22 protein-coding genes are annotated in these 24,938 nt (G+C 72.2%); 16 read left to right on the forward strand and 6 right to left on the reverse strand.

The window, feature by feature from the left end; all coding sequences use genetic code 11:
* Nucleotide 1 precedes the first annotated feature (1 nt).
* Nucleotides 2–592: a phosphatase PAP2 family protein gene (locus M1E25_RS16310; protein WP_251416072.1), complete on the reverse strand. Its 591-nt coding sequence runs from the start codon at nt 590–592 to the stop codon at nt 2–4.
* Between the two features lie 351 nt (nt 593–943).
* Nucleotides 944–2,293, reverse strand: a complete 1,350-nt coding sequence (gene gabT, locus M1E25_RS16315; RefSeq protein WP_251416074.1) for a 4-aminobutyrate--2-oxoglutarate transaminase — start codon at nt 2,291–2,293, stop codon at nt 944–946.
* Between the two features lie 295 nt (nt 2,294–2,588).
* Between gabT and M1E25_RS16320 the strand changes: the two genes are divergently transcribed.
* The 6 genes from M1E25_RS16320 (at nt 2,589) to M1E25_RS16345 (ending at nt 11,074) form a co-directional block, all read left to right on the forward strand.
* Nucleotides 2,589–4,796, forward strand: coding sequence for an ATP-binding protein (locus tag M1E25_RS16320; RefSeq protein WP_251416076.1), 2,208 nt, complete (start codon nt 2,589–2,591; stop codon nt 4,794–4,796).
* A gap of 84 nt (nt 4,797–4,880) precedes the next feature.
* Entirely contained in the window at nt 4,881–6,533 is a 1,653-nt protein-coding gene (locus M1E25_RS16325) for a PucR family transcriptional regulator (RefSeq protein WP_251416078.1), read from the forward strand.
* Nucleotides 6,534–6,768: 235 nt separating this feature from the next.
* On the forward strand, nt 6,769–8,214 hold the full coding sequence (locus tag M1E25_RS16330; protein WP_251416081.1) for an aldehyde dehydrogenase family protein: 1,446 nt from the start codon (nt 6,769–6,771) through the stop codon (nt 8,212–8,214).
* A gap of 191 nt (nt 8,215–8,405) precedes the next feature.
* A complete protein-coding gene (locus M1E25_RS16335) occupies nt 8,406–10,343 on the forward strand; it encodes an acyl-CoA dehydrogenase family protein (RefSeq protein WP_251416083.1) in 1,938 nt (645 codons plus the stop codon).
* Between the two features lie 105 nt (nt 10,344–10,448).
* A complete protein-coding gene (locus tag M1E25_RS16340; RefSeq protein WP_251416085.1) occupies nt 10,449–10,658 on the forward strand; it encodes a type II toxin-antitoxin system VapB family antitoxin in 210 nt (69 codons plus the stop codon).
* A complete protein-coding gene (locus M1E25_RS16345) occupies nt 10,655–11,074 on the forward strand; it encodes a PIN domain nuclease (protein ID WP_251416087.1) in 420 nt (139 codons plus the stop codon). The genes M1E25_RS16340 and M1E25_RS16345 overlap by 4 nt, the downstream gene beginning before the upstream one ends.
* Before the next feature lie 54 nt (nt 11,075–11,128).
* Here M1E25_RS16345 and M1E25_RS16350 read toward each other — a convergent pair whose 3' ends face one another.
* Nucleotides 11,129–11,905 (reverse strand): phosphotransferase family protein, encoded by a 777-nt coding sequence (locus M1E25_RS16350; protein WP_251416089.1) that lies wholly within the window; start codon nt 11,903–11,905, stop codon nt 11,129–11,131.
* Between the two features lie 371 nt (nt 11,906–12,276).
* On the opposite strand from M1E25_RS16350, the gene dxr reads away from it, so the two are divergent.
* From dxr to M1E25_RS16380, 6 genes are all read left to right on the forward strand, one after another.
* Entirely contained in the window at nt 12,277–13,527 is a 1,251-nt protein-coding gene (gene dxr / locus M1E25_RS16355) for a 1-deoxy-D-xylulose-5-phosphate reductoisomerase (protein WP_251416091.1), read from the forward strand.
* The gene (locus tag M1E25_RS16360; protein WP_251416093.1) at nt 13,524–14,825 is read left to right on the forward strand and encodes a M50 family metallopeptidase; all 1,302 of its coding nucleotides are present in this window, start codon (nt 13,524–13,526) and stop codon (nt 14,823–14,825) included. Before dxr ends, M1E25_RS16360 begins: the two co-directional genes overlap by 4 nt.
* Before the next feature lie 197 nt (nt 14,826–15,022).
* Nucleotides 15,023–16,177 carry a flavodoxin-dependent (E)-4-hydroxy-3-methylbut-2-enyl-diphosphate synthase gene (gene ispG, locus M1E25_RS16365; protein WP_251416095.1) on the forward strand — a complete coding sequence of 385 codons (1,155 nt, stop codon included), beginning with the start codon at nt 15,023–15,025 and terminating at the stop codon, nt 16,175–16,177.
* Nucleotides 16,178–16,372: 195 nt separating this feature from the next.
* Nucleotides 16,373–17,221, forward strand: a complete 849-nt coding sequence (locus M1E25_RS16370) for a GNAT family N-acetyltransferase (RefSeq protein WP_251416098.1) — start codon at nt 16,373–16,375, stop codon at nt 17,219–17,221.
* Nucleotides 17,222–17,338: 117 nt separating this feature from the next.
* Nucleotides 17,339–17,872 (forward strand): GNAT family N-acetyltransferase, encoded by a 534-nt coding sequence (locus tag M1E25_RS16375; protein WP_251416101.1) that lies wholly within the window; start codon nt 17,339–17,341, stop codon nt 17,870–17,872.
* Nucleotides 17,873–18,024: 152 nt separating this feature from the next.
* Nucleotides 18,025–19,719 (forward strand): proline--tRNA ligase, encoded by a 1,695-nt coding sequence (locus M1E25_RS16380; RefSeq protein WP_251416103.1) that lies wholly within the window; start codon nt 18,025–18,027, stop codon nt 19,717–19,719.
* A 60-nt stretch (nt 19,720–19,779) separates the two neighbouring features.
* Here the strand turns inward: M1E25_RS16380 and M1E25_RS16385 are convergent, their stop codons facing one another.
* The 3 genes from M1E25_RS16385 to M1E25_RS16395 are packed head-to-tail and all read right to left on the reverse strand — an operon-like array spanning nt 19,780 to nt 21,869.
* Nucleotides 19,780–20,718, reverse strand: coding sequence for an aminoglycoside phosphotransferase family protein (locus M1E25_RS16385; protein WP_251416105.1), 939 nt, complete (start codon nt 20,716–20,718; stop codon nt 19,780–19,782).
* Between the two features lie 41 nt (nt 20,719–20,759).
* Nucleotides 20,760–21,275 carry a ferritin-like domain-containing protein gene (locus M1E25_RS16390; protein ID WP_251416107.1) on the reverse strand — a complete coding sequence of 172 codons (516 nt, stop codon included), beginning with the start codon at nt 21,273–21,275 and terminating at the stop codon, nt 20,760–20,762.
* Between the two features lie 45 nt (nt 21,276–21,320).
* Nucleotides 21,321–21,869, reverse strand: a complete 549-nt coding sequence (locus tag M1E25_RS16395; protein WP_285830854.1) for a hypothetical protein — start codon at nt 21,867–21,869, stop codon at nt 21,321–21,323.
* 268 nt (nt 21,870–22,137) lie between these two features.
* Here M1E25_RS16395 and rimP point away from each other — a divergent pair, with 268 nt between their 5' ends.
* The 4 genes from rimP to M1E25_RS16415 all read left to right on the forward strand — a co-directional run.
* The gene (gene rimP, locus M1E25_RS16400) at nt 22,138–22,662 is read left to right on the forward strand and encodes a ribosome maturation factor RimP (RefSeq protein ID WP_251416111.1); all 525 of its coding nucleotides are present in this window, start codon (nt 22,138–22,140) and stop codon (nt 22,660–22,662) included.
* Between the two features lie 2 nt (nt 22,663–22,664).
* Entirely contained in the window at nt 22,665–23,675 is a 1,011-nt protein-coding gene (gene nusA / locus M1E25_RS16405; protein WP_251416113.1) for a transcription termination factor NusA, read from the forward strand.
* A gap of 58 nt (nt 23,676–23,733) precedes the next feature.
* A complete protein-coding gene (locus tag M1E25_RS16410; RefSeq protein ID WP_251416116.1) occupies nt 23,734–24,057 on the forward strand; it encodes a YlxR family protein in 324 nt (107 codons plus the stop codon).
* 126 nt (nt 24,058–24,183) lie between these two features.
* On the forward strand, nt 24,184–24,938 hold a 755-nt coding region (locus M1E25_RS16415), incomplete at its 3' end, for a translation initiation factor IF-2 N-terminal domain-containing protein (RefSeq protein ID WP_251416118.1).

Below are 24,938 nucleotides of genomic sequence, written 5' to 3' on the forward strand. Positions count from 1 at the left end.
GTCAGGGGCCGGCCGCACGTATCCGCAGGGCGCGGTCGGCACACCCGAGCAGGAGCCCCGCCAAGCACCAGCTGCCGAGCACGTCCAGCGGCCAGTGGTAGCCGCGCAGGACGACTCCCGCTCCCACGGCCGCGACCCCCGCGCCGGCCACCGCGACTGCGAGCCGCCGGGCGGCGGTGCGTTCCGTACGCCGCAGCAGCACCAGGGCGGCCAGCCCGTAGGCGACGGCCGCTGTCGCCGCATGGCCGGACGGGTAGAAGCCGGGATAGCCGCCCAGCGGTCCGTCCGGTCCGGGCCGGGCCACGAGGATCTTGAGCGGGACGACGAGCGCCGGTACGGCGGCCGTTGCGAGCACCGTCACCGCCAGGGGCAGCCACCAGCTGGGCACTCCGGAGCGCCGGTCCCGGAGGACACACACGAGCACGACGACGGCTGCCGGCGGTACGGCGACCAGCGGGCTGCCCAGGTCGGCGGCGAACTCGGCGACAGCGCGCGGGACATCCGAGCCGACTGCGGCCCGGCCCGCGTGTTCGTCCGCTGTGAGCAGCGGACCGGAGACGGCCACCTGCCAGGACAGCAGCGCGAACAGCACCGCGCACAGCAGCGGGGCCAGAAGGGGGAGAAACGCCGACCGTCCCGGAACAGGGGGGGGAGTTCCGGGACGGTCCAGGCGATCGGTGTGCCGCGCGCCCCGGGGGGTGTGGGGCGGGCGGCTGTCCGACCGGTGAGGAGTTCCGGAGCCGGTGGCCCCGGTGTGCGCGAAGGCACAGCCGGACCGGTGCTGGGGATGCGCCGAACCGGTGCCGTCCGCAGTCCCCTGCGGACGGGGTGTTTCTCTCATCTGAGAAGACCGTACGGCAGCCGCTGCGGGGCCGACAGCCGGATCACCCGTCCGCCATCGGCCCCGCACAGTTTCTTCACGCTCCGCAGTCGTTACCGGAGGTCACAGGGTGGTCAAAGCCGATTCGAGGATGTCGAGACCCTCGTTCAGCAGGTCCTCGCCGATCACCAGCGGCGGCAGGAAACGCAGCACGTTCCCATAGGTGCCGGTGGTCAGGACGAGCAACCCCTCGGAGTGGCAGGCCTTCGCCAGTGCCGCGGTGGCCTCCGGGTTGGGCTCCTTCGAGCCGGACTTCACCAGCTCGATCGCGATCATCGCGCCGCGACCGCGAACGTCGCCGATGACGTCGTACTTCTCCTGCATCGCCTTCAACCGGGGCGTCATGACCTCGCCGATGCGGCGGGCCCTGGCGTCGAGCTTCTGCTCGCGCATCGTCTCGATCGCGCCCAGGGCCGCCGCGCAGGCGACCGGGTTGCCGCCGTAGGTGCCGCCGAGGCCACCGCTGTGCGCGGCGTCCATGATCTCGGCGCGGCCGGTGACGGCGGCGAGCGGCAGGCCGCCCGCGATGCCCTTGGCCGTCGTGATCAGGTCCGGCACGATGCCCTCGTCCTCGCACGCGAACCACTGGCCGGTGCGGCAGAACCCGGACTGGATCTCGTCCGCGACGAACACGATGCCGTTGTCCTTCGCGAACTTCGCGATCTGCGGCAGGAAGCCCTTGGCCGGCTCGATGAAACCGCCCTCGCCGAGCACCGGCTCGATGACGATCGCCGCGACGTTGTCCGCGCCGACCTGCTTGCTGATCTGGTCGATGGCCTCGGCGGCGGCCTCGTCGGCGCAGTTCTCCGGGCCCGTGAGCCAGCGGTAGGGGTAGGCCACCGGCACCCGGTAGACCTCGGGTGCGAACGGGCCGAAGCCGTTCTTGTACGGCATGTTCTTCGAAGTCAGCGCCATCGTCAGGTTCGTCCGGCCGTGGTAGCCGTGGTCGAAGACGACGACCGCCTGCCTTTTGGTGTACGAACGGGCGATCTTCACCGCGTTCTCCACCGCCTCGGCACCCGAGTTGAACAGCGCGGACTTTTTCGCGTGGTCACCGGGGGTGACCTTCGCCAGTTCCTCGCAGACCTCCACGTAGCCCTCGTAGGGAGCCACCATGAAACACGTGTGGGTGAAGTCCGCGAGCTGAGCGGACGCCCGCCGGACGACCGCCTCCGCGCTGTTGCCCACCGAGGTGACGGCGATGCCGGACCCGAAGTCGATCAGCGCGTTGCCGTCCACGTCCTCGAGGATGCCGCCACCGGCACGAGCGGCGAACACCGGCAGCACGGAGCCGACGCCGGCGGCCACCGCCGCGGTCCTGCGGGCCTGCAGTTCCTGCGATTTCGGTCCGGGGATCGCGGTGACGACACGGCGCTCCTGGGGGAGCGAGGGGCCTCCAGCGGTTGCAGTCATGGGGCTCTCCTGGGTCACGGGGATGAAATTGCTCCTCTTTACGCAGGCTAGGGCCGACGGATGGGGACCGGCATGCTCCGTTCGGTAGCGGTCGGCGGCACGCCCTGTCCGTCCCGGACAAGGTGCAGCCCCCGAAGAGCGTTTTCGGCGCCCGTGTCCGGCGCAGGATCCGGTTCGGGGGCCGTGCTCCGGGGTGGTGCGCGGGCGCGTCACGCGCCGCGCCGTGACACCGAACCACCCTGTGGGGGCACTAGATTGGGCGCGGCGCGACGCTACGAGGGGGCAAGGCCGGCAGATGAGCACCGAAGGCATGCACGACGCACCGCACCACCGCCCGGCCCGGCAGTCCCCTCCCGTGGGACCACCGGCCGTGCAGGCACCCCCCGTGCAGGCACCCCCCGTGCAGGCGCCGCCCCTCCCCGACCGCCCGCCCGTACCGTCCCAGGGCCCGGGCGGCGGCTTCGCCGCCTGGCTGCGCACCCCCCGCCCGGATGCGGCACCCGGCATCTGGAGGTTCGGCCACCGCCCCCGGCCCCCGGAGGAGCCGGACCGCACCCCCGGGCGGTCACTGCTGACCGGCGCCCTGGTCTCGGTCCTCTGCGGCTGGCTGCTGTGGTCGCTGCTGTGGAACGGCTACCTGGGCAGCTACTGGCTCTGGCCGCTCTTCCTGCTCACCCCCGACTCCTGGCGTGCGGCCGGCGGCAACCACCTGGCCTACGTGTGGGCCACGTTCCTCTACTACGCCCTTGTCGCAGGGACTCTGCTCGTGGTTTTCGGACGCCTCGGCCGCTGGTCCGAGGTCTGGCGCAGGTTCGTCTCCCCGCCGCTCTCCCGGCTGTGGGACGCCGGGCCCGCCGACGCCGCCGCGGTGCAGCCGGAGACCGACCCCCTCGGCTGGCCGGAGCTGTGCGCCGCCGGGGCCGGCGAAGCCGCCGGCCGGCTGGCCGCCGACGCCCGCGCGGGCCTCATGAACGACGTCGACCACGCCCGGATCGAACGGGCCTGGGAGTCCGTCCGCTCCCAGCCGGACCGGTTGCCCGCCTTCGTCGACAGCGTCACGCGCCTGGGAGCGGCGGCCTGCGCCCACCCCACCGGTTCCCGCGATCTTCCCCGGAGGGCCGCCCGCCACGACCTGGTCTGCGGCCAGGTACGCATCGGCGCGGCCGTGGAGAACGACCGCAACCCCTACCGGCACCGCGGAGCAGGCCTCGCGCTCGACCCCGGCCTGTTGGGCACCTCGCTGCTGGCGGTCGGCCCGCCCGGTTCCGGCAAGACCCGGCACCTGGTGCGGCCCGTCGTCGAATCGCTGTGCCTCCAGGCGCTCGCGGGGCGGACCGCCGTCGTCGCCGTCGGCGGGGCAGGCGCCCGGCTCGCACCGGACGACGCCTTCGATGTCGTGGTCCGGGTCGGCCGCCCCGACTCCGACTACGACCTCGACCTCTACGGCGGTGCCACCGACCCCGACGAGGCGGCGGCCGTCCTCGCCGAAGCGCTGGTCGGCGACCTGGCGGCCTCGCTGCCCGGCGGGGACACCCGCCGGGCAGCCACCGCGCTCGCCCAGGTTCTCGGCCCCTACCGGACGGCCCACGGCCGCTTCCCGGCCGTCCCCGAACTGCGTGAGCTCCTCGAGGGCTCGGCGGCGGCCGTGGACGCTCTGCGCGCCGTCCTCGCCGAGGATCCCCGGCACCAGGGGGCCGCCCGCGAACTCGACGCCCGCGAACGTCAGTCGAGCCGCCCCGGCGACGCCGGGCCGCTGCTCGTCGACCGGATCGCACTGCTCGACCGGCCCGCCTTCGCCGGCTTCTTCGGCGGCGAAGGCGCCGACGGCGAGACGGACGCCGGCGGTTCCGGGACCGCCGGAACGTACCGCCCGTTCTCGCTGCGCAGCCTCGAGCACCCGCTGCGGGTCCGGATCGACCTGCCCGAGCGCGGCCACGCCGAGGCGTCCCGGCTGCTCGCCCGGCTCGTGCTCGCCCAGTTCACCGAGAGCGCGGTCGCCCGCGCCGACCGTTCGCTGTTCGCCTGCCTGGTCCTGGACGACGCTTCGCACGTGATCAGCCCCGAGGCCGTGCGGGGCCTCCAACGGCTGCGCTCCGCCCACGCCGGCGCCCTGCTCACGCTGCGCACCCTCGACGACGTCCCCGAGCCGCTGCGCGCCCCCCTGCTCGGGGCAGTCGGCTGCCGGATGGCGTTCTCCGGCATCACCACCTGGGACGGAGCCCGGTTCGCCGAGGTCTGGGGCAAGGAATGGGTGGAGGCCCGTGACGTCACCAACCGGCAGATCGTCGCCGACGAGCCGCTGACCCGTGTCGTGCACGCGGTGCGCCGGATGATCACCGGGCGCGCCGTGACGGCCGAGTCGGTGACCGTGCGCCGGGTGGAGCGGGAGCGCTGGTCGGCCTCGGAGCTGGCGCACTCGGTGCCGGCCGGGCACGCCGTACTCTCCGTGACCACCGTGCGGGGCGAGCACGCTCCCCCCGTGCTCGCCGACCTGCGGGGCTGACGGCCGCAGCGTGCCGTTCCTCCACTGAGGCAGAATCGAGGTGAGCCGTTCGTACGGGACGGCGAAATCGTCCCTGAAGGTGCCATGCCTCTCACGCTGTCCTCCCTCGTCCACCACTCCGCGCTGAAGCTGGCCGTGCGCGCCGGGGAGGACCGTCTGGAGACCGCGGTCCGATGGGCGCACGTCAGCGAACTCGCCGATCCCGTGCCCTACATGGACGGCGGGGAGCTGCTGCTCACCACGGGCATGAAGCTCGAGGCCGAAGATCCGGACGCCATGCGCCGGTACGTGCGAAGGCTGGCGGACGCCGGTGTCGTCGGCATCGGCTTCGCCGTCGGCGTGAACTACGACGACGTGCCGCAGGCGCTGCTGGACGCGGCCGAGGAGACCGGCCTGCCGCTGCTGGCCGTGCCGCGCCGCACCCCGTTCATCGCCATCAGCAAGGCGGTCTCGGCGGCCATCGCGGCCGACCAGTACCGCACCGCCACAGCCGGGTTCGAGGCACAGCGCGAAATGACGCGTGCCCTGCTCGGCGCGGACGGCCCGACCGCGCTGCTCGCCCGGCTGGCTGCGCACGTCGACGGCTGGGCGGCTCTCTACGACGCCTCGGGCGCGGTCGTCACCGCGGCCCCCGAGTGGGCCGCGCGCCGGGCGGCCCGGCTCGTGCCCGAGGTCGAGCGGCTGCGGGGCCGCCACGCTCCGGCGACCGCCGTCGTCGGGGGCGACGACACCGAGAGCGAGGACCGGGTCGAACTCCAGTCCCTGGGTACCGGCCGCCGCCCGCGCGGTGTCCTGGCCATCGGGACCGGGGCGCCACTGGGCAGCGGCGCCCGCTACGCCGTGAACTCCGCCATCGCCCTGCTCACCCTGACCACCGAACGCTCCAGGGCGTTGCACGAGGCCGAACAGCGGCTCGCCGCCGCCCTGCTGAGGATGCTGCTCGCCGGCGAGCCCGATCATGCGAGAACGGTCGCCGGGGACCTGTACGGGGATCTGCTGGACGCACCGTTCCGGATCCTGGTCGCCGAGGCGGGGCCCGCGACCGGCACCCAGGACGGCGGCGTCCCGTCCGACGAGGCAGCAGCAGGCGGGGATCCCCTCGCCGTGCTCGCCGACGTCCTCGAAGCGGCGGCAGCCCGCAACGGGGAGACGGTGCTGGCCGTCCCGGACGGCAGCGGTCTGGTCGTCCTGTTCTCCGACTCGGGGGCCGCCTCCGCCGCCTGCGCCGAGTACGCGGCCGGCCTCGAGGAACAGCGCGCCGCCGTCCGTTCGCGGGGCGGGGCCGAGGGCCGGCACCAGCCGCCCGCCGCGGTCGTCATGGGCCTGTCCGCTCCGGCCGGTCCCATCGCCGGGGCGGCCGCCTTCCGGCAGGCGCGCCAGGCGCTGTCGGTGGCCCGCCGCCGGGGCCGTGCGCTCGTGGAGCACGAACACGTCGCCGCCGGGTCCGTCCTGCCGCTGCTCGCCGACGACGCCGTGCGGGCGTTCGCCGACGGCATGCTCCGCTCGCTGCGGGAACACGACGCGACCGGGCGCGGTGATCTGGTGGCCTCCCTGCGAGCCTGGCTGTCCCGGCACGGCCAGTGGGACGCCGCCGCGGCCGACCTCGGCGTCCACCGGCACACCCTGCGGTACCGGATGCGCCGCGTCGAGGAGATTCTCGGGCGGTCGCTCGACGATCCGGACGTGCGAATGGAGCTCTGGCTGGCGCTGAAGGCCACGTCACCGCCTCTCGACTGAACCGGGCGCCGGACTCGCGCGCCAAACCGGAGGGCATCGGCGGCACATCACTCCACGTCGGACAAACGCCATAGCGCGGCGGGACCCCTACGGTGGGAAGCAGAGTGCCTGCCGCAACGCTTCCGGTCGCACGGCATGCCGTACCGGGGCCCGGTCGCGCGCCGGAGTGTCGGCTGCAGGTTCTGCGAGACCCAACCGCACCATTCCCACCACTTCGGAAGGGCCGGGATCCGCTGTGACCACCACCCACGCGTTCTGGCTCGCCGGCCGTCAGGCGACCGGCGAAGACACGATCGATGTCACCTCTCCCTGGGACGGCCGCCTCGTCGGCAAGGTGAGCGTTCCCACCGAGGCTCAGGTCGAGCAGGCCGTCGCGGCTGCGGACGCGGTACGCGACGAGTTCGCCGCGACCCCCGCTCATGTCCGTGCCGCGGCTCTCGACCACGTATCCCGCCGCATCGTGGAGCGCACCGAGGAGCTCGCGCGGCTGATCTCGGCCGAGAACGGCAAGCCCATGAAGTGGGCGCGGGGCGAGGTCGGCCGAGCCGTGTCCGTCTTCCGGTTCGCCGCCGAGGAGGCACGCCGGTTCAACGGTGGTGAGGCCCAGCGCCTCGACACCGACGCCGGCGGCGTCGGCCGGCTCGCGCTGACGCGTCGCTACCCCCGGGGCACGGTTCTCGGCATCGCGCCCTTCAACTTCCCGCTGAACCTGTGCGCCCACAAGGTCGCTCCGGCCATCGCGGTCGGCACCCCGATCATTCTCAAGCCGGCCCCGGCGACGCCGCTGTCCGGGCTCGTCATCGGTGAACTGCTTGCCGAGACCGAGCTGCCGGAGGGCTCGTGGAGCATCCTGCCGGTCGCCAACGAGAGCATGCCCGCCCTCGTCCAGGACCCGCGGCTGCCGGTCATCTCCTTCACCGGTTCGGACAAGGTCGGCTACCAGATCCTGGACTCCGTGCCGCGCAAGCACGCCACCCTGGAGCTCGGCGGCAACGGCGCGGCCCTCGTGCTGGCCGACTGGTCCTCCGACGAGGACCTCGACCGGGCCGCAGCGCGCATCGCCACCTTCTCCAACTACCAGGGCGGCCAGTCATGCATCTCCGTGCAGCGGGTGATCGCCGACGCCTCGGTCTACGACCGGCTGGTGCCGAAGATCGTCGCCGCGGTCGAGGGCCTGGTGACCGGGGACCCCTCCGACGACGCCACTGACGTCGGTCCCCTGGTCAGCGAGGACGCGGCCAAGCGGGTCGAGTCCTGGGTCGAGGAGGCGGTGCAGGCGGGGGCCAAGGTGCTCACCGGCGCCAAGCGCGACGGCGCCTCCTACGCCCCGACGGTGCTCGCCGAGGTGCCGGCCGAGGTCACCATCTCCTGCGAGGAGGTGTTCGGGCCCGTCATGACGGTCCACCGGGTCGACGGCGAGGACGAGGCGTTCGCCGTCGCCAACGACTCCAAGTACGGCCTGCAGGCGGGTGTGTTCACCCACGACGTGCAGACCGCCTTCCGCGCCCACCGGTCGCTCGAGGTCGGCGGTGTGATCGTCGGAGACGTGCCGTCGTACCGCGCCGACCAGATGCCGTACGGCGGCACCAAGCGCTCCGGCGTCGGCCGCGAGGGCGTCAGGTTCGCCATGGAGGACTACACCTACCAGCGGGTCATGGTCCTCACCGGCCTCGACCTCTGACGGCCGGGTCCGCACGGACACGCACCGGAACGGCCGGGACGCCCACCGCGTCCCGGCCGTGCGCGTCCCGGCTTCCCGGGGCCGTACACCCGAACGCCCGTACCACTTGGCGGTCGCAACCGCGGGGGGCAAACTGATTCCGTACGTGCGCGTAGCGTCACTACCGGATCTCGCGGCAAGGGAGAGTGCCCATGACCGCCCCACCCCTCAAGCCCACCGTCACCGAGCGCGAGGCGCGTCAGGTGGCCGAGGCCGCCCGTGAACAGGACTGGCGCAAGCCGAGTTTCGCCAAGGAACTCTTCCTGGGCCGCTTCCGCCTCGACCTCATCCACCCGCACCCGAAGCCGCCGGAGGACGACGCCCGCCGCGGCGAGGAGTTCCTCGCCAAGCTCCGCGACTTCTGCGAGACCCAGATCGACGGCGCCCGGATCGAGCGCGAGGCCCGGATCCCCGACGAGGTCATCGACGGCCTCAAGGACCTCGGCGCCCTGGGCATGAAGATCGACACGAAGTACGGCGGGCTGGGTCTCACCCAGGTCTACTACAACAAGGCCCTCGCGATGGTGGGCACGGCCAGCCCGGCCGTCGGAGCCCTGCTCTCCGCCCACCAGTCCATCGGGGTGCCGCAGCCGGTGAAGATCTTCGGCACGCAGGAGCAGAAGGAGGCGTTCCTGCCGCGCTGCGCTCGCACGGACATCAGCGCCTTCCTGCTGACCGAACCGGACGTGGGCTCCGACCCGGCGCGGCTGGCCACCACCGCGGTACCGGACGGCGACAGCTATGTGCTGGACGGCGTCAAGCTGTGGACGACCAACGGCGTGGTCGCCGATCTGCTGGTGGTCATGGCGCGCGTCCCGGTGTCCGAGGGGCACAAGGGCGGCATCACGGCGTTCGTCGTCGAGGCGGCGTCCGAGGGCATCACCGTCGAGAACCGCAATGCCTTCATGGGGCTGCGGGGGCTGGAGAACGGCGTGACCCGCTTCCACCGGGTCCGGGTGCCGGCGGCCAACCGGATCGGCCCGGAGGGCGCCGGCCTCAAGATCGCGCTCACCACCCTGAACACCGGCCGGCTGTCGCTGCCGGCGATGTGTGTCGGCGCGGGCAAGTGGTGTCTGCAGATCGCGCGTGAATGGTCCTCGGTGCGCGAGCAGTGGGGCAGGCCCATCGCCCGGCACGAGGCGGTCGGCTCGAAGATCTCCTTCATGGCGGCGACGACGTTCGCCCTCGAGGCCGTCGTCGACCTCGCCAGCCAGATGGCCGACGAGGACCGCAACGACATCCGCATCGAGGCCGCGCTCGCGAAGCTGTACGGCTCGGAGATGGCCTGGACCATCGCAGACGAACTGGTGCAGATCCGCGGCGGCCGCGGCTTCGAGACCGCCGACTCGCTCGCCGCCCGTGGCGAACGCGCTGTTCCCACCGAGCAGTTGCTGCGCGACCTGCGCATCAACCGCATTTTCGAGGGATCGACGGAGATCATGCACCTGCTGATCGCCCGGGAGGCGGTGGACGCGCACCTGTCGGTCGCCGGTGACCTCATCGACCCGGACAAGAGCCTGGGCGACAAGGGCAAGGCGGCCGCGCGAGCGGGTGGCTTCTACGCGCGCTGGCTGCCCAAGCTCGTCGCGGGACCGGGGCAGCTCCCGCGCTCCTACAGTGAGTTCAACCCGGCCGGCCACGCCGATCTGTCGGTGCACGTGCGTTACGTCGAACGCACCGCGCGCAAACTCGCCCGGTCCACCTTCTACGCCATGTCGCGCTGGCAGGGCCGGATGGAGACCAAGCAGGGCTTCCTCGGACGCATCGTGGACATCGGCGCGGAGCTGTTCGCGATGAGTGCGGCCTGCGTCCGGGCCGAGATGCTCCGGGCCGGCGGCGAGAACGGGCGCGAGGCGTACCAGTTGGCCGACGTCTTCTGCCGACAGGCCAGGATCCGGGTCGAGGAGCTCTTCGGACGGCTGTGGTCCAACACCGACGACATCGACGGCAAGCTGGTCAAGGGTGTGCTCAACGGCGCCTACACCTGGCTCGAGGACGGCGTCGTCGACCCGTCCGGGGAGGGCCCCTGGATCGCCGACGCCACCCCCGGACCGTCCGCCAAGGAGAACGTGCACCGGCCCTTCCGCTGACCGTGGAAGACCGGTACGGGAGGCGGCCGCGCGAGCGGCCGCCTCCCGGCTGTATATGCGCTAAGATATCCAGAGTAGACGTGGTTATATCTGGAGGTGGCTGTCATGGCCAAGACCCTCATCGACGTGGACGAGCAGTTGCTCGCTGATGCCGCTGTCGCCTTCGGCACCAAAACCAAGAAGGACACCGTCACGGCGGCCCTCCGCGAAGGCGTGGAGCGCAAACGACGGGCCGTTGCACTGGCTCGACTCGCGGCGAAGGCGGACGCCGGCGCGTTCGACGACCTCTTGGAGAAGAAGAACTACCGACCGTGACTGCTGCCGTCTACCTCATCGACACGAGCGCGCTCGTGCGCATCCTGAAGGATCCTTCACGCACCAGCTGGGAGAAGCCCCTCGAGGAGGGGATCATCGCGCGATGCCCCATCACGGAGATCGAATTCCTCTACAGCTCCCGCAGCGTCCAGGACCGTACTGAGCTGGCCGCGGATCTCGACGCGCTCTTCGGCGGGGCTCCCCTTGATGACCGTGCCGTTTCGCGGGCTTGGGACGTCCAGCGTGAGCTGACGCAGCGAGGCCGGCACCGTTCCGCGGGGGCTGTGGACCTGATGATCGCGGCAACCGCGGAGCTCCAGGGTTTGACGGTGCTGCATTACGACCGAGACTTCGAGACCGTCGCGGAGGTGACCGGTCAGGCGACGCAGTGGCTGGCTCCGCCGGGCTCTCTCTGACCGGATCCGACGAAGCTCACCCTCCGACCAGAACATCCGCGGCGGCCGTTCCGCTCACGTCGCGGGTAGGGTCAATCGGACTCGGGAACCCTCCAGCCCGGACCGGATGAAGGCATCCTGGCCCGTTCTGTACCCGTGCAGCACCTCGTGCCACGGCCCAAGACGGTGCCACAGAAGAGCTCGGCGACGGATCTCCGGAGTGACTCCGTAGGCTTCGGCCAGCGCGTCGGCGAACGCCGGCGGCGTGCCGTGCAGCGCCCAGGCAAGATCGATGGCCGCATCGCCGATGTGTGCGTCGCAGAAGTCGATGACGCCGGTCAGTTCGCCGTTCCTGCCGAGTACGTGCGCCGGGCCCAGATCACCGTGTACCAGTGCGTCAGCTGGAAGCCGGACAACGGAATCCAGCAACGCGACCCCCGCCCGGTGCAGTTCCCGCGGTAGCAGGGGCAGTACCCGGATGCGGAAGTCGGCCACGAGCGACGCTCTCTCGTCCAGAACCCGCAGCGGCGCCGGCGCTCCCTCCCTGGTCGCATCGGCGGCGTGCACCGCGTGCAGCCGACGGAGGAAGCCGCCCAGGGCCTTTCCCTGCGGTGCATCGAGGCCTTCGAGCGGCTCACCCGGAATCAGCTCGTGACGCACGACGAGCGGCTCATCGCTCAGCAGATGCGGCACCGGAACCGGCAGCGGCAGCCGGGGGGCGAGCCACGGCATCAACCGGGTCTCCGTCAGGAGCCGTTCGGCCACTTCGGGTCGACGCGGCCGGCGTTCCACCCAACGGCCGTCCACGAGTCGCGCCTCGCTGTCCCACCCACCGGAGAAGGCATCGGTCATCGCCGCATTCGAGCACGGCATCACCCGTGGCGCCAACCGTTTTCACCTCGGAGACGGAGACGGAGACGGAGACCGGGCCGGAGCGCGTCGCCGACCTGTGACCAGCGGAGGAAGCAGGGTCGAAGCCGGAACATCGCACGAGAGAGATTTCCGCCGATCAGGAGCAGGCACACGGCAGATCGTGCCCGGGATGCTGCCCGCCGCTGCCGGTGACGGATACCGTTGTTCCGCGGCCGCGGCCGGGCCGGGCGGTTCCTCGCGACTCGGTCGGGAGTGGGCTGGGGCCGACGTATCCGGTTCCGCGCCCGGAACGCGGCCGCATGATCGGCCCGGGTCACCGAACCCGGGCCGGGACCCGACACAATGGGGGGATGAGCGACAGCCCCTCTCCCCTCGCGGACCCGCATCTGATCTTCGATGCCTCCGAAGGCCGCCGTGACATCGTCGTCCTCGGCTCCACCGGCTCGGTCGGCACCCAGGCCATCGACCTCGTCCTGCGCAACCCCGACCGGTTCCGCGTCACCGCGCTGTCCGCGGCGGGAGGCCGGGTCGGCCTGCTCGCCGAGCAGGCACGGAGACTGCGGGTCAAGACGGTGGCGGTGGCCCGCGAGGAGGCCGTGCCCTCACTGCGCGAGGCGCTGGCCGCCGAGTACGGCAGTGAGCCGCTGCCCGCGATCCTGGCCGGCCCGGACGCCGCCACCGAACTCGCCGCCTCGCCGTGTCACACCGTGCTCAACGGCATCACCGGTTCCATCGGCCTCGCGCCGACCCTCGCCGCGCTCGAGGCGGGCCGCACGCTCGCGCTCGCCAACAAGGAGTCGCTCATCGTCGGCGGGCCGCTGGTGAAGGCCGTCGCCAAGCCCGGCCAGATCATCCCGGTCGACTCCGAGCACGCCGCCCTCTTCCAGGCGCTGGCGGCCGGGACCCGGGCCGAGGTCCGGAAGCTGGTCGTCACCGCGTCCGGCGGGCCCTTCCGGGGCCGGACCCGGGCCGAGCTCGCCGGTGTCACCCCCGAGGACGCCCTCGCGCATCCCACCTGGGCCATGGGCCCCGTGATCACCGTGAACAGCGCGACGCTCGTCAACAAGGGCCTCGAGGTCATCGAGGCCCATCTGCTGTACGACATCCCGTTCGAGCGCATCGAGGTCGTCGTCCACCCGCAGTCCTACGTTCACTCGATGGTGGAGTTCACCGACGGCTCGACGCTCGCCCACGTCACCCCGCCGGACATGAGCGGCCCCATCGCCGTCGGCCTCGGATGGCCCGACCGGGTTCCGGACGCCGCCCCGGCCTGCGACTGGACCAAGGCCTCTGCGTGGGAGTTCTTCCCGCTCGACGACGAGGCGTTCCCCTCCGTCGGCCTGGCCCGTCACGTCGGCGGGCTCGGCGGCACGGCCCCGGCCGTCTTCAACGCCGCCAACGAGGAGTGCGTCGACGCATTTCTGGCGGGCGGGCTGCCCTTCACCGCGATTGTGGATACGGTCGCAGAGGTCGTCGCCGAGCACGGCACCCCCCGCAGCGGAACGACCCTGAGCGTGGCGGACGTCCTCGAGGCGGAGAAGTGGGCGCGTGCCCGCGCTCGCGAACTGGCGGCGAAGGCATCGGCGGAGGTCCGGGCATGACGACTCTGATGACAGTTCTCGGCATAGTCGTCTTCGTCGTGGGCCTGTTGTTCTCGATCGCCTGGCACGAGCTGGGCCATCTGTCGACCGCCAAGCTCTTCGGCATCCGCGTGCCGCAGTACATGGTCGGTTTCGGGCCGACCATCTGGTCACGGCACAGTGGTGAGACCGAGTACGGCATCAAGGCCGTCCCGCTCGGCGGCTACATCCGCATGATCGGCATGTTCCCGCCCGGGGACGACGGAAGGGTCAAGGCGCGGTCGACCTCCCCGTGGCGCGGCATGATCGAGGACGCCCGCTCGGCCGCCTACGAGGAGCTCCGGCCGGGCGACGACAAGCGACTGTTCTACACGCGCAAGCCGTGGAAGCGGCTCATCGTGATGTTCGCCGGGCCGTTCATGAACCTGATCCTCGCCGTGGTGATCTTCATGGGCGTGCTGATGGGCTTCGGGGTCAACACCCAGACCACCACCGTCAGCAGCGTCTCCGACTGCGTCATCTCCCAGAGCGAGAACCGTGACAAGTGCCAGAAGGGTGACAAGGACTCGCCCGCCAAGGCGGCCGGGCTCCGGCCGGGCGACCGGATCACCGCCTTCAACGGCCGGCCGATCACCGAGTGGTCCCAGCTCCAGGAGTCCATCCGCGACACCGTCGGCCGGGCCACCATCACCGTCCAGCGCGACGGCGCCACCAAGACCCTGCACGCCGACCTGGTGGCCAACAAGCTGGTGAAGTACGACGAGAACGGCCGGGTCGTCCCGGACAGCTACGTCACCGCGGGCTTCCTCGGCTTCAGCCCCGCCACGGGGGTCGTCCAGCAGTCCTTCGGCCAGTCCGTGGACCGGATGGGCGACATGATCACCTCGGGTGTGCAGTCGCTGGTCGACGTGCCGTCGAAGGTCCCCGCCCTGTGGGACGCCGCCTTCAACGACGGCGAACGCAAGCAGGACTCCCCGGTCGGCATGGTCGGCGCGGCCCGCATCGGCGGCGAGGTCTTCGCGATGGACATCCCGGCGGCCTGGCGGGTGGCGTTCTTCCTCAACGTCCTCGCCGGGGTCAACCTGTCGCTCTTCCTGTTCAACATGCTCCCGCTGCTGCCGCTGGACGGCGGCCACATGGCCGGCGCGCTCTGGGAGTCCGTGCGACGGCATGCGGCCCGGCTGTTCCGGCGCCCGGATCCGGGGCCGTTCGATGTGGCGAGGCTCATGCCGTTCGCCTACGTCGTCGCCGGAGTCTTCGTCTGCTTCACCCTGCTGGTCCTGGTGGCCGACGTGGTCAACCCGGTCCGCATCTCCTGAGTCCTCCCACCTGCGCGCCGCCGCCGGGCATCCGTCCGGCGGCGGCGCTGTGCGTGCCGCGCCCGCTGCGTGCCTTCGGGTGGTCCGCAGCCCCGGCCCGGGCTGGATGTGCCCGCCCCAGGGGGCGTGCCGTAATCTCGGTGCCTGGAGCCCGCCGATCTCGGGACCTTGATCCACACCTTGGGGTTGCACGCCTGATGACTGCGATTTCGCTAGGAATGCCGTCCGTTCCGACCAAGCTCGCCGACCGCCGGCACAGCCGGAAGATCCAGGTCGGTTCCGTGGCCGTCGGCGGCGACGCCCCCGTCTCGGTGCAGTCGATGACGACGACAGTGACCGCCGACGTCGGCGCCACCCTCCAGCAGATCGCCGAGCTCACGGCGTCGGGGTGCCAGATCGTCCGGGTCGCCTGCCCCTCCCAGGACGACGCCGAGGCGCTCCCCGTCATCGCCAGGAAGTCCCAGATCCCCGTGATCGCGGACATCCACTTCCAGCCCAAGTACGTCTTCGCCGCGATCGACGCCGGCTGTGCCGCGGTGCGCGTGAACCCCGGCAACATCCGCCAGTTCGACGACAAGGTGAAGGAGATCGCCAAGGCCGCCTCCGACGCCGGCATCCCGATCCGCATCGGCGTCAACGCGGGCTCCCTCGACAAGCGGCTGCTGGAGAAGTACGGCAAGGCAACCCCCGAGGCGCTCGTCGAGTCCGCGCTGTGGGAGTGCTCGCTGTTCGAGGAGCACGGCTTCCGCGACATCAAGATCTCCGTGAAGCACAACGACCCCGTCGTCATGGTCAACGCCTACCGGCAACTCGCCGCGCAGTGCGACTACCCGCTGCACCTCGGAGTGACCGAGGCCGGCCCGGCGTTCCAGGGCACCATCAAGTCGTCCGTCGCCTTCGGCGCGCTGCTCAGCGAGGGCATCGGCGACACCATCCGGGTCTCCCTCTCCGCGCCGCCGGCCGAGGAGGTCAAGGTCGGCATCTCCATCCTCGAGGCGCTGAACCTGCGCCAGCGTCGGCTGGAGATCGTCTCCTGCCCGTCCTGCGGCCGTGCCCAGGTCGACGTCTACAAGCTCGCCGACCAGGTCACCGCCGGGCTCGACGGCCTCGAGGTGCCGCTGCGCGTCGCCGTCATGGGCTGCGTCGTCAACGGTCCCGGCGAGGCCCGCGAGGCCGACCTCGGCGTCGCCTCCGGCAACGGCAAGGGCCAGATCTTCGTGAAGGGGGAGGTCATCAAGACCGTGCCGGAGTCGAAGATCGTGGAGACCCTGATCGAGGAAGCGATGAAGATCGCCGAGCAGATGGAGAAGGACGGCGTGATGTCCGGGGATCCGGAGGTCTCGGTCGGCTGACCCGCCACCGCTCCGCCGAGCCCCGTCCCACCCGGCGCCGCCGGGACCGGACGGGGCTCCGCTGTTCCCGGCCGGAGGCGGCACAGCCGCGAACCGCCCGGTACAGTTCGTCGGACCGGGGTCCCCCGCGCACCGGCGCGACCAGGTCCGACACCCCGGAACGGCGCAGCGGCAGACGTACGGTGAGGCCCCGAAGTGTTGACGACGACCACATCCAGGGTCCTCGAGCCCGATGAGCTCGGCGCGGCCCTCGCGGTGCTCGACCGGGACCCGGTCACCAACGCGTTCGTCGCGGCACGCGTCGAGGCCGTCGGGCTCGATCCGTGGCGGCTCGGTGGCGAGATCTGGGGCTGGCACGATGCGGACGGCCGCCTCGACGCCCTGTGCTACGCGGGCGCCAACCTCGTCCCCATCTGCGCCGGGCCGGAAGCCGTACGCGCCTTCGCCGACCGGGCCCGCCGGGCGGGACGGCGCTGCTCGTCCATCGTGGGCCCGGCGGAGAGCACCGGCCGGCTCTGGTCCCTCCTCGAGCCCTCGTGGGGGCCGGCCCGCGAGGTCCGCGCCAACCAGCCGCTCATGGTCACCTCCGAGATGCCTGCCGGCATCGAGCCCGACCCGCTGGTGCGCCGCATCCGCAAGGACGAGATGGACGTCCTCATGCCGGCGTGCGTCGCGATGTTCACCGAGGAGGTCGGGGTCTCCCCGCTGGCGGCCGACGGCGGGTTGCTCTATCAGGCACGTGTCGCCGAACTCGTCGGATCCGGGCGTTCCTTCGCCCGCATCGAGAACGGGCAGGTGGTCTTCAAGGCGGAGATCGGGGCCGCGACCGCCAAGGCCTGCCAGATCCAGGGCGTGTGGGTGGCCCCCGAGCACCGCGGCCGCGGGTTCTCCGAGACCGGCATGGCGGCCGTGCTGCGCTATGCCCTGGACGACGTGGCGCCCGTGGCGAGCCTGTACGTCAATGACTTCAACATCCCCGCCCGGGCCGCCTACCGCAGGGTCGGCTTCCGGGAGACCGGCACGTTCATGAGCGTCCTGTTCTGAGCCCGGGCAGCCGCCGGTGTTCCGCGGACCCCTCCGCGGCACCGCGCCGTCCGGTCCGCCGCACGCGGAAGGATGCGCGCGAGCGGTGGACCGTCGCGCTGCGGGTAGTCTCCGGCCATGGATGACGTGCGGGTCGGACCGCTGGACCTCGCCTCCCGGGTCGATGAGGCGCTGGCCGTTCAGGCGCTGGCCTTCGGCCTCGGCGACGAGGAGATCGAGGTGCGGCGGCACATCGTGCTCCGGCACCTCACGAACCCCGGCGCCAGGGCCCTGGGGGCCACCACCCCGACCGGACGTCTGGTCGGGTTCGTCTACGGCATGCCCAACGACCGCAGCCACTGGTGGTCCAGTGTCGTCGAGCCGCGACTGCGCGCCGAGGGGCTGGACGGCTGGCTCGACAACGCGTTCGTCGTCACCGAGCTGCATGTGCACCCCGACTACCAGAAGCGCGGCATCGGCCGGGAACTGATCACCACCCTCACCGACCGGGCGGAGCAGCCCCGCAGCATCCTGTCCGCGATCGACACCGACAGCCCGGCCCGGGCTCTCTACCGCTCGCTCGGCTACCGCGATCTGGTCCGGCGTGTGGTCTTCCCGAACGCCGCCAGCCCGTACGCGGTGATGGGTGCGCCGCTGCCGCTGCTGAGGTAGGCCCCGGCCCGCCGATGGCGTCCCGCCATGAGGCGGATGTGCAGGCGGGCGGAGCCGGGCGGCAGACGGGGACCGAGCCCAACGGTTATCACCTGGCGGCCCGGGCCCGATAACCTTCCTGCCAATCGCACTACGCAAGCAGGAGACACCTCATGGTCCAGCGCATGTCCCGCATGATGCTCAAGACTCTGCGCGACGACCCGGCCGATGCCGAGACCGCCAGCCACAAGCTGCTGGTCCGCGCCGGGTATGTCCGCCGATCGGCCGCAGGCATCTGGACCTGGCTGCCTCTGGGCAAGAAGGTCCTGGAGAACGTCTCCCGCGTGGTCCGTGAGGAGATGGACGCCATCGGCGGCCAGGAGGTGCTGCTCCCGGCGCTGCTGCCGAAGGAGCCCTACGAGACCAGCGGCCGCTGGGAGGAGTACGGCGAGCTGCTCTTCCGCCTCAAGGACCGCAAGGGCGGCGAGTACCTGCTCGGTCCGACGCACGAGGAGATCTTCACCCAGGTCGTGAAGGACCAGTGCTCGTCCTACAAGGACCTGCCGGTCATCCTCTACCAGATCCAGACCAAGTACCGGGACGAGGCCCGCCCCCGCTCCGGCGTGCTGCGCGGCCGCGAGTTCCAGATGAAGGACTCGTACTCCTTCGACACGGACGACGAGGGCCTGTCCGAGTCCTACCGGCTGCACCGTGAGGCGTACACCCGGATCTTTGAGCGGCTCGGCTTCGACTACCGGATCGTCTCGGCCGTCTCCGGTGCCATGGGAGGTTCGGCGTCCGAGGAGTTCCTGGCCCCGGCAGCCGCCGGCGAGGACACCTTCGTCGACTGCCCGGCCTGCGACTACGCCGCCAACACCGAAGCGGTCACCACGGTCGTGGCGCCGGTCGCCCCGGTCGAGCACCTCCCGGTCGAGGAGCTGGACACCCCGGACACCCCGACCATCGAGACCCTGGCCGCGCACCTGGACGTCCCGGCCTCGGCCACGCTGAAGAACCTGCTGGTCAAGGTCGACGGCGTGATCACCGCCGTCGGTGTGCCCGGTGACCGCGAGGTCGACCTCGGCAAGCTGGGCGAGCACCTCGCCCCGGCTGTCGTCGAGCTGGTGACCGCCGACGACTTCGCCGGCCGCCCGGAGCTGGTCCGCGGCTACGTCGGACCGCAAGGACTGGCGGGCGAGGCGTTCGAGTACATCGCCGACCCCCGCGTCGCGTCCGGCACGTCCTGGGTGACCGGGGCGAACAAGGAGGGCAAGCACGCCCGCAACGTGGTGTGCGGCCGCGACTTCGAGGTGGACCGCTACCTGGACGTCGTCGTCGTCGAGCCGGGCGACCCCTGCCCGAAGTGCGGTACCGGGCTGGAGATCGGCCGGGCCATCGAGATCGGCCACATCTTCCAGCTGGGCCGCAAGTACGCCGACGCCTTCGAGCTCGACGTGCTGGGCCGGGAGGGCAAGCCGGTCCGCGTCACCATGGGCTCGTACGGCATCGGCGTCTCCCGCGCCGTTGCGGCGCTGGCCGAGCAGACCGCCGACGACCAGGGCCTGTGCTGGCCGCGCGAGGTCGCACCGGCGGACGTCCACGTCGTCGCGGCGGGCAAGGCGCGTCAGACCGAGATGGCTCTCGAGGTCGCCGAGAAGCTCCAGGCCCTCGGTGTGCGCGTGCTCGTCGACGACCGGGCCGGAGTCTCGCCCGGCGTGAAGTTCACCGACGCCGAGCTCATCGGCGTACCGACGATCCTCGTCGTCGGACGGCGCGCAGCCGAGGGCGTGGTCGAGCTCAAGGACCGCCGGACCGGTGAGCGCGAGCAACTGCCGCTCGACGACGCACTGGCCCGCCTGGGGCGCTGAACGACGCAGCTGCTCTGGGGGGCCCGGCCTGGCCCCGCAGAGCACCTCGGCGGGGTGCGTTCACAGCCAGCCCGCGTACTCCAGCAGCAGCGCGCCCTCCCGCGCGCGGCCCTCGGCGATGAGCCGGGTGCCCGAATCGACGGCCCGGAACAGGGCCCAGGCCCGCAGCCGTTCGCCGTCCACCTCGAGCGAGTCGGCGAGCCGCACGATGCGCCGCCGGGCCGAGGACGCTCCCGCCGAGGCGGCGACCAGGTCCTCCATCCGGTCCCGGACCAGCCGGGCCAGGTCGTAGGCGCGCTCGCCGACCAGGGGTTCCGGGCCGACGGCCAGCCAGGGCATGCGGTCGGCCGAGAGCACCTTCCCCTGCCGGAAGCGTCCGTGCAGCAGGAACATCTCGGACGGGTCGGCCGTCAGCCGGTCCCGGGCCGCGAGCGCCTCGTCGACCAGTGGCCCGAGGTCGGCGGCCTCCGGCCGGTCCGCCGCGGCCCGCATCCGGCCCGCGGCCCGCGCCGTGCACTCGGCCACGGTCTCGAACGGATGGTCCTCCGGCGGTTCCACCCACAGCCGACGCACCGTGCCCGCTGCCTCCAGCAGGGCCTTCGCGTCCGGCAGCGCACTCAGCGACACCTCGCCGTGCAGCCGTTCCAGCAGCAGCGCGCCCGCGTCGGGATCGACGTCCAGCAGCCGCACGGCTCCCCAACCGTTCCAGTGCGCCAGGGCGGCTTCCTCCCGCAGGCCGCGGGCCGAGGGCGGCAGGAGTTTCAGGGCCGCGGCCTCACCGTCGGCACGCCGGACGAGCACCACCAGGCTGCTGCGCCCGCCCGGCGCCTGCACCCGCTCGGCCGTCAGTTCCCAGCGGTCCAGCAACCCCCCTGCCAAGGAGGGCAGTTGCTCGAGCCACAGCGCGTCGGCGCTTCCCGGTGCCGCCGCGAGTGCCTGGACCAGCCGTCGCGGAGCCCGGAGGCCGGCGGCGCCCTCCGGCTGTGCTGCTGAACCCATCCTCCTGCTGTCCCCTTCCCGCGCTGGGCCGTGGCGTGCCGTCAGAGCGAGTCCGGCGTGCCGCTCGTGGATCCGGGCGGGGAGGCGGACTCGGACCGTTCGGCGAGTCCAGGGAAGGCTACGCTGCGGCCCCGCCAGCGCACCGCCCGGACCGCCGCCTCCCGCAGGGCCGACGCGGCGTCACGGCGCAGCGAGCCGTTCGAGGCCTGCACGAGGTCGGCGTAGACGCCGGCGACCCGGTCCTCGAGTTCGGCGGCGAGCCGGGCGGCCGCGGCCGCGTCCGGTACCGGGAAGGGCATGGCATAGGCGGCGGCGGACGCCTCGGGCCGGCCGCCGAGGCGGCGCACGGCGCGGTGCATCGCGTCCCGGCGGGCCCGGTGGGCGTCGCAGCCGGAGCGCGCCTCCGCACGGCGGTCGTCGTCGATGCGGCCCCCCACGACGCCGTAGCCGTAGACGACGGCGTGTTCGGCGCGCAGGGCCGCCTGGGCCGCTTCGAGCGTTCCCGAGTCGGGTGTGCCCGCCCGGCCGGTGGTGCCGGAGCTGCCGTGTGCCGTCATGTCCGCACCCTTCGCTGCTGCCCGGATCCGCTTCGAACCGCCCATTCAGCTGCCCTCCGTCAGGAGGTACGCGTGTGCCGCCCCGGCCGCGGCGACCGATGCCAGCACCCGTGCGACTTCCGGCGGGGCGTCCAGCAGCGCGGCCGAGCGGGTGTCGGCCAGCCGGCGCTCGGCGCCCGCCAGTTCGGCGACGGCCTTCTTCTCGTCGCCGGGAATCTCCGGGGCCTCGGGGCCGGCCGCGCGGGCCGTGGAGCCCGGGGAGACGGAGGACGGGACGGACGGTGAAGCGGGGCCCCGGGAATTCCCGAACGCCTTGGCATGCCGGGCGACTTCGTCCCTCAGCGGCCGGAGCCGGCCGGCCAGCGCGGGATGTGCGTCGAGGGTCGCGTCGTAGCGCTCCAGCAGCGTCAGGCTCTCCCGGGCGGAACGTGTACGGAGTGCGCGGGCCGCCGCCTCGCCCCGCCGCTGCGCGGCGCTGCTGCCTTCGTCCGAGCAGGCGGAGAGCAGGGCTGCGGCGGATCCGGCCGTACAGAGAACCGCCACGCGGTTGAGGACGGTCCTTCGGGGCGGCCCGGCCGGGGCCCGCGACGGCATGGGAAGCGGCACGGTTCACATCCTGTGGGACAAGGGCCGGTGAGCTGGGGGCCTGTGGGCATGCGGGGACCGGCCGACGTGGCATGCGGCCCGGAGGGACGACCTTGATCAGCTGCGGATGAGAGTACCTGCGCGTCCACCCCGGGTTGACGACCGGCTCGTTCCACGCCGGGGGCGGGCGGCGGCATCACCGCCCGCAACCGGATACCCTTTCCTCTGGACACGCGCCCACCCCCACAACAGCACACGCGGCCGAGGAGTCACCCGGATGAGCACCACCCAGAGCGAGAGGCTGCGCGGACTGCTCGAACCGCTGGTCATCGCCCGAGAGCTGGACCTGGAAGAGATCGAGGTGACCCCGGCCGGGAAGCGCCGTGTGCTCCGCGTCGTGGTGGATTCCGACGAGGGTGTGCAGTTGGACGCGTGTGCCGAACTCAGCCGGGAGATCTCCGCGCTGCTCGACGAGTCGGACGTGATGGGCGGGGCCCCGTACGTCCTGGAGGTCACGTCCCCCGGCGCCGAGCGCCCGTTGTCCGAGCTGCGGCACTACCGCCGGGCGATGGGACGTCTGATCAGGCTTCAGCTGGCCGAGGGCGGTGAGCTGGTCGCGCGGATCACCGGTGTCGACGACGCGGGGCTCGACCTCGAGGTGCCGGGTGTGAAGGGCCGCAAGGCGACGGCCCGTCGGCTGGACTTCGCCGGCATTGCCAAGGCGCGCGTGGAAATCGAGTTCAACCGCAAGGCCGGCCCCGCGGGCGGGGACACGGCCGACGGAAGCCAGAAGGAGGCGTAGCCGTGGACATCGACATGAGTGCCCTGCGGGGCCTGGTGCGCGAAAAGGACATCTCGTTCGACCTGCTGGTCGAGGCGATCGAAGCGGCGCTCCTCATCGCCTACCACCGCACCGAGGGAAGCCGCCGTCAGGCCCGGGTCGAGCTGGACCGCAACACCGGGCACGTCACGGTGTGGGCCAAGGAGGACCGGGCCGACCTCGAGGAGGGCGCCGAGCCGCGCGAATTCGACGACACACCGTCGGGCTTCGGCCGGATCGCCGCGTCCACGGCCAAGCAGGTCATTCTGCAGCGGCTGCGGGACGCCGAGGAGGAGATCACCTTCGGTGAGTACGCCGGCCGCGAGGGCGACGTGGTCGCCGGTATCGTCCAGCAGGGCAAGGACCCGAAGAACGTGCTCGTCGACATCGGCAGGCTCGAGGCGATCCTGCCCGTGCAGGAGCAGGTGCCGGGCGAGGAGTACCCGCACGGCACGCGGCTGCGGACGTACGTCGTCCGGGTGGTCAAGGGCGTGCGGGGCCCGTCGGTGACGCTCTCGCGCACCCACCCCAATCTGGTGAAGAAGCTGTTCGCCATGGAGGTGCCGGAGATCGCGGACGGTTCGGTGGAGATCGCTGCCATCGCCCGTGAGGCCGGCCACCGCACCAAGATCGCTGTGCGGTCGATGCGGTCGGGCCTGAACGCCAAGGGGGCCTGCATCGGTCCGATGGGCGGACGGGTGCGCGCCGTGATGGCCGAGCTGAACGGCGAGAAGATCGACATCGTGGACTGGTCGGACGACCCGGCCGAGCTCGTGGCCCACGCGCTCTCGCCCGCACGGGTGAGCAAGGTCGAGGTGGTCGATGCGGCAGCCCGCTCGGCCCGGGTCACGGTGCCCGACTACCAGCTCTCACTGGCGATCGGCAAGGAAGGCCAGAATGCGCGGCTGGCCGCACGGCTCACGGGCTGGCGGATCGACATCCGCCCGGACACCGAGCCGCAGCAGGGCGCCGGACCTGCACACAGCCCGGAATAAGGAACTGGCGTTCGGACATTACCCCCACAAGGGTGAGGTCGGTGCGCGGGAGGTAGACTTGAGCACGTCTGGCCGGACGCACGTCCGCGCATGCCCTGAGCGAACCTGTGTGGGATGCCGGGAGCGAGCGGCCAAGGCCGATCTGCTGCGTGTGGTGCTGGTCGATGGTGAATGTCTCCTTGATCAGCGCGGTACGCTGCCCGGCCGGGGTGCCTATGTGCACCCCGTCACGGCATGCCTCGACCAGGCGGTGCGCCGCCGGGCGTTTCTCCGGGCCTTCAGGACCCGGGGCCCGCTCGGGACAACGGAGCTCCGTCTCCGGGTCGAGCAAGCCGGTCAATCCGCCGCACCGAGCGGCACCGTAAGTGAACGGCACGGGTGACCGTGCGGTCAGGTACCTCGCGAGTCGGAAGTAGGTCGAGATTGCGATGAGCACTCGATGAGTACGCGATGAGTACGCCCATGAAGTAGCGACGGTCCGGCGGAACCCGGACCTCAAAGGAGCGAAGTGGCTAAGGTCCGGGTATACGAACTCGCCAAGGAGTTCGGAGTTGAGAGCAAGGTCGTCATGGCCAAGCTCCAGGAACTCGGTGAATTCGTACGTTCGGCGTCCTCGACGATCGAGGCGCCTGTTGTTCGCAAGCTGACCGACGCTTTCCAGCAGGGCAACGGCTCCGGCCGCGCCGCTGGCAAGCCCGGCGCGCCCCGCAAGGCGGCGCCCTCCAAGCCGTCCGCCCCCACCCCGGGTGCGACGGCCCGTCCTGCTGCCCCCAAGCCCGGCGCGCCCAAGCCCGCCGCCGAGGCGCCGCAGGGCGGTGCCCCCGTGACGCCGGCCCCCGGGCCGCGTCCGACCCCGGGGCCCAAGGCACCGGCGCCGAAGCCTGCGCCGGCCAAGCCCGCGACCCCCGCTCCGGCCTCGCCGGAGTTCACGGCGCCTCCCGCCGGCCCCAAGCCCGGCGGTCGTCCCGCCCCGGCTCCCGGCGGCGGCTCTCCGCGTCCGGCGCGTCCTGCCGCACCCGGCCAGGGACGTGACCAGGGCGCCCGCCCCGGCGGCGCGGCGCGTCCCGGCGGTGAGCGCTCGGGTGCTCCGCGTCCCGGCGCTCGCCCGTCCGGCCCCCGTCCCGGCAACAATCCGTTCACCTCGGGTGGCAGCACCGGCATGGCCCGCCCGCAGGCGCCCCGTCCCGGCGGCGCTCCGCGTCCCGGCGGACCGGGTGCCCCGGGCGGCTCCGGCGGCCCGCGTCCGCAGGGCGGTCCCGGCGG

Origin of the sequence: Streptomyces meridianus (assembly GCF_023703325.1) — a bacterium.
In the GTDB taxonomy this organism is placed as follows: Bacteria; Actinomycetota; Actinomycetes; order Streptomycetales; family Streptomycetaceae; genus Streptomyces; species Streptomyces meridianus.

What these genes read in the sequence shown, in the direction of transcription:
- M1E25_RS16390 (WP_251416107.1), bottom strand. Translation starts at nt 21,275, where the DNA reads ATGACGGCACACGGCAGCTCCGGCACCACCGGCCGGGCGGGCACACCC.
- gabT (WP_251416074.1), bottom strand. Translation starts at nt 2,293, where the DNA reads ATGACTGCAACCGCTGGAGGCCCCTCGCTCCCCCAGGAGCGCCGTGTC.
- M1E25_RS16335 (WP_251416083.1), top strand. Translation starts at nt 8,406, where the DNA reads ATGACCGCCCCACCCCTCAAGCCCACCGTCACCGAGCGCGAGGCGCGT.
- M1E25_RS16395 (WP_285830854.1), bottom strand. Translation starts at nt 21,869, where the DNA reads ATGCCGTCGCGGGCCCCGGCCGGGCCGCCCCGAAGGACCGTCCTCAAC.
- M1E25_RS16340 (WP_251416085.1), top strand. Translation starts at nt 10,449, where the DNA reads ATGGCCAAGACCCTCATCGACGTGGACGAGCAGTTGCTCGCTGATGCC.
- M1E25_RS16385 (WP_251416105.1), bottom strand. Translation starts at nt 20,718, where the DNA reads ATGGGTTCAGCAGCACAGCCGGAGGGCGCCGCCGGCCTCCGGGCTCCG.
- M1E25_RS16325 (WP_251416078.1), top strand. Translation starts at nt 4,881, where the DNA reads ATGCCTCTCACGCTGTCCTCCCTCGTCCACCACTCCGCGCTGAAGCTG.
- M1E25_RS16380 (WP_251416103.1), top strand. Translation starts at nt 18,025, where the DNA reads ATGGTCCAGCGCATGTCCCGCATGATGCTCAAGACTCTGCGCGACGAC.
- dxr (WP_251416091.1), top strand. Translation starts at nt 12,277, where the DNA reads ATGAGCGACAGCCCCTCTCCCCTCGCGGACCCGCATCTGATCTTCGAT.
- ispG (WP_251416095.1), top strand. Translation starts at nt 15,023, where the DNA reads ATGACTGCGATTTCGCTAGGAATGCCGTCCGTTCCGACCAAGCTCGCC.
- M1E25_RS16375 (WP_251416101.1), top strand. Translation starts at nt 17,339, where the DNA reads ATGGATGACGTGCGGGTCGGACCGCTGGACCTCGCCTCCCGGGTCGAT.
- M1E25_RS16320 (WP_251416076.1), top strand. Translation starts at nt 2,589, where the DNA reads ATGAGCACCGAAGGCATGCACGACGCACCGCACCACCGCCCGGCCCGG.
- rimP (WP_251416111.1), top strand. Translation starts at nt 22,138, where the DNA reads ATGAGCACCACCCAGAGCGAGAGGCTGCGCGGACTGCTCGAACCGCTG.
- M1E25_RS16360 (WP_251416093.1), top strand. Translation starts at nt 13,524, where the DNA reads ATGACGACTCTGATGACAGTTCTCGGCATAGTCGTCTTCGTCGTGGGC.
- M1E25_RS16350 (WP_251416089.1), bottom strand. Translation starts at nt 11,905, where the DNA reads ATGACCGATGCCTTCTCCGGTGGGTGGGACAGCGAGGCGCGACTCGTG.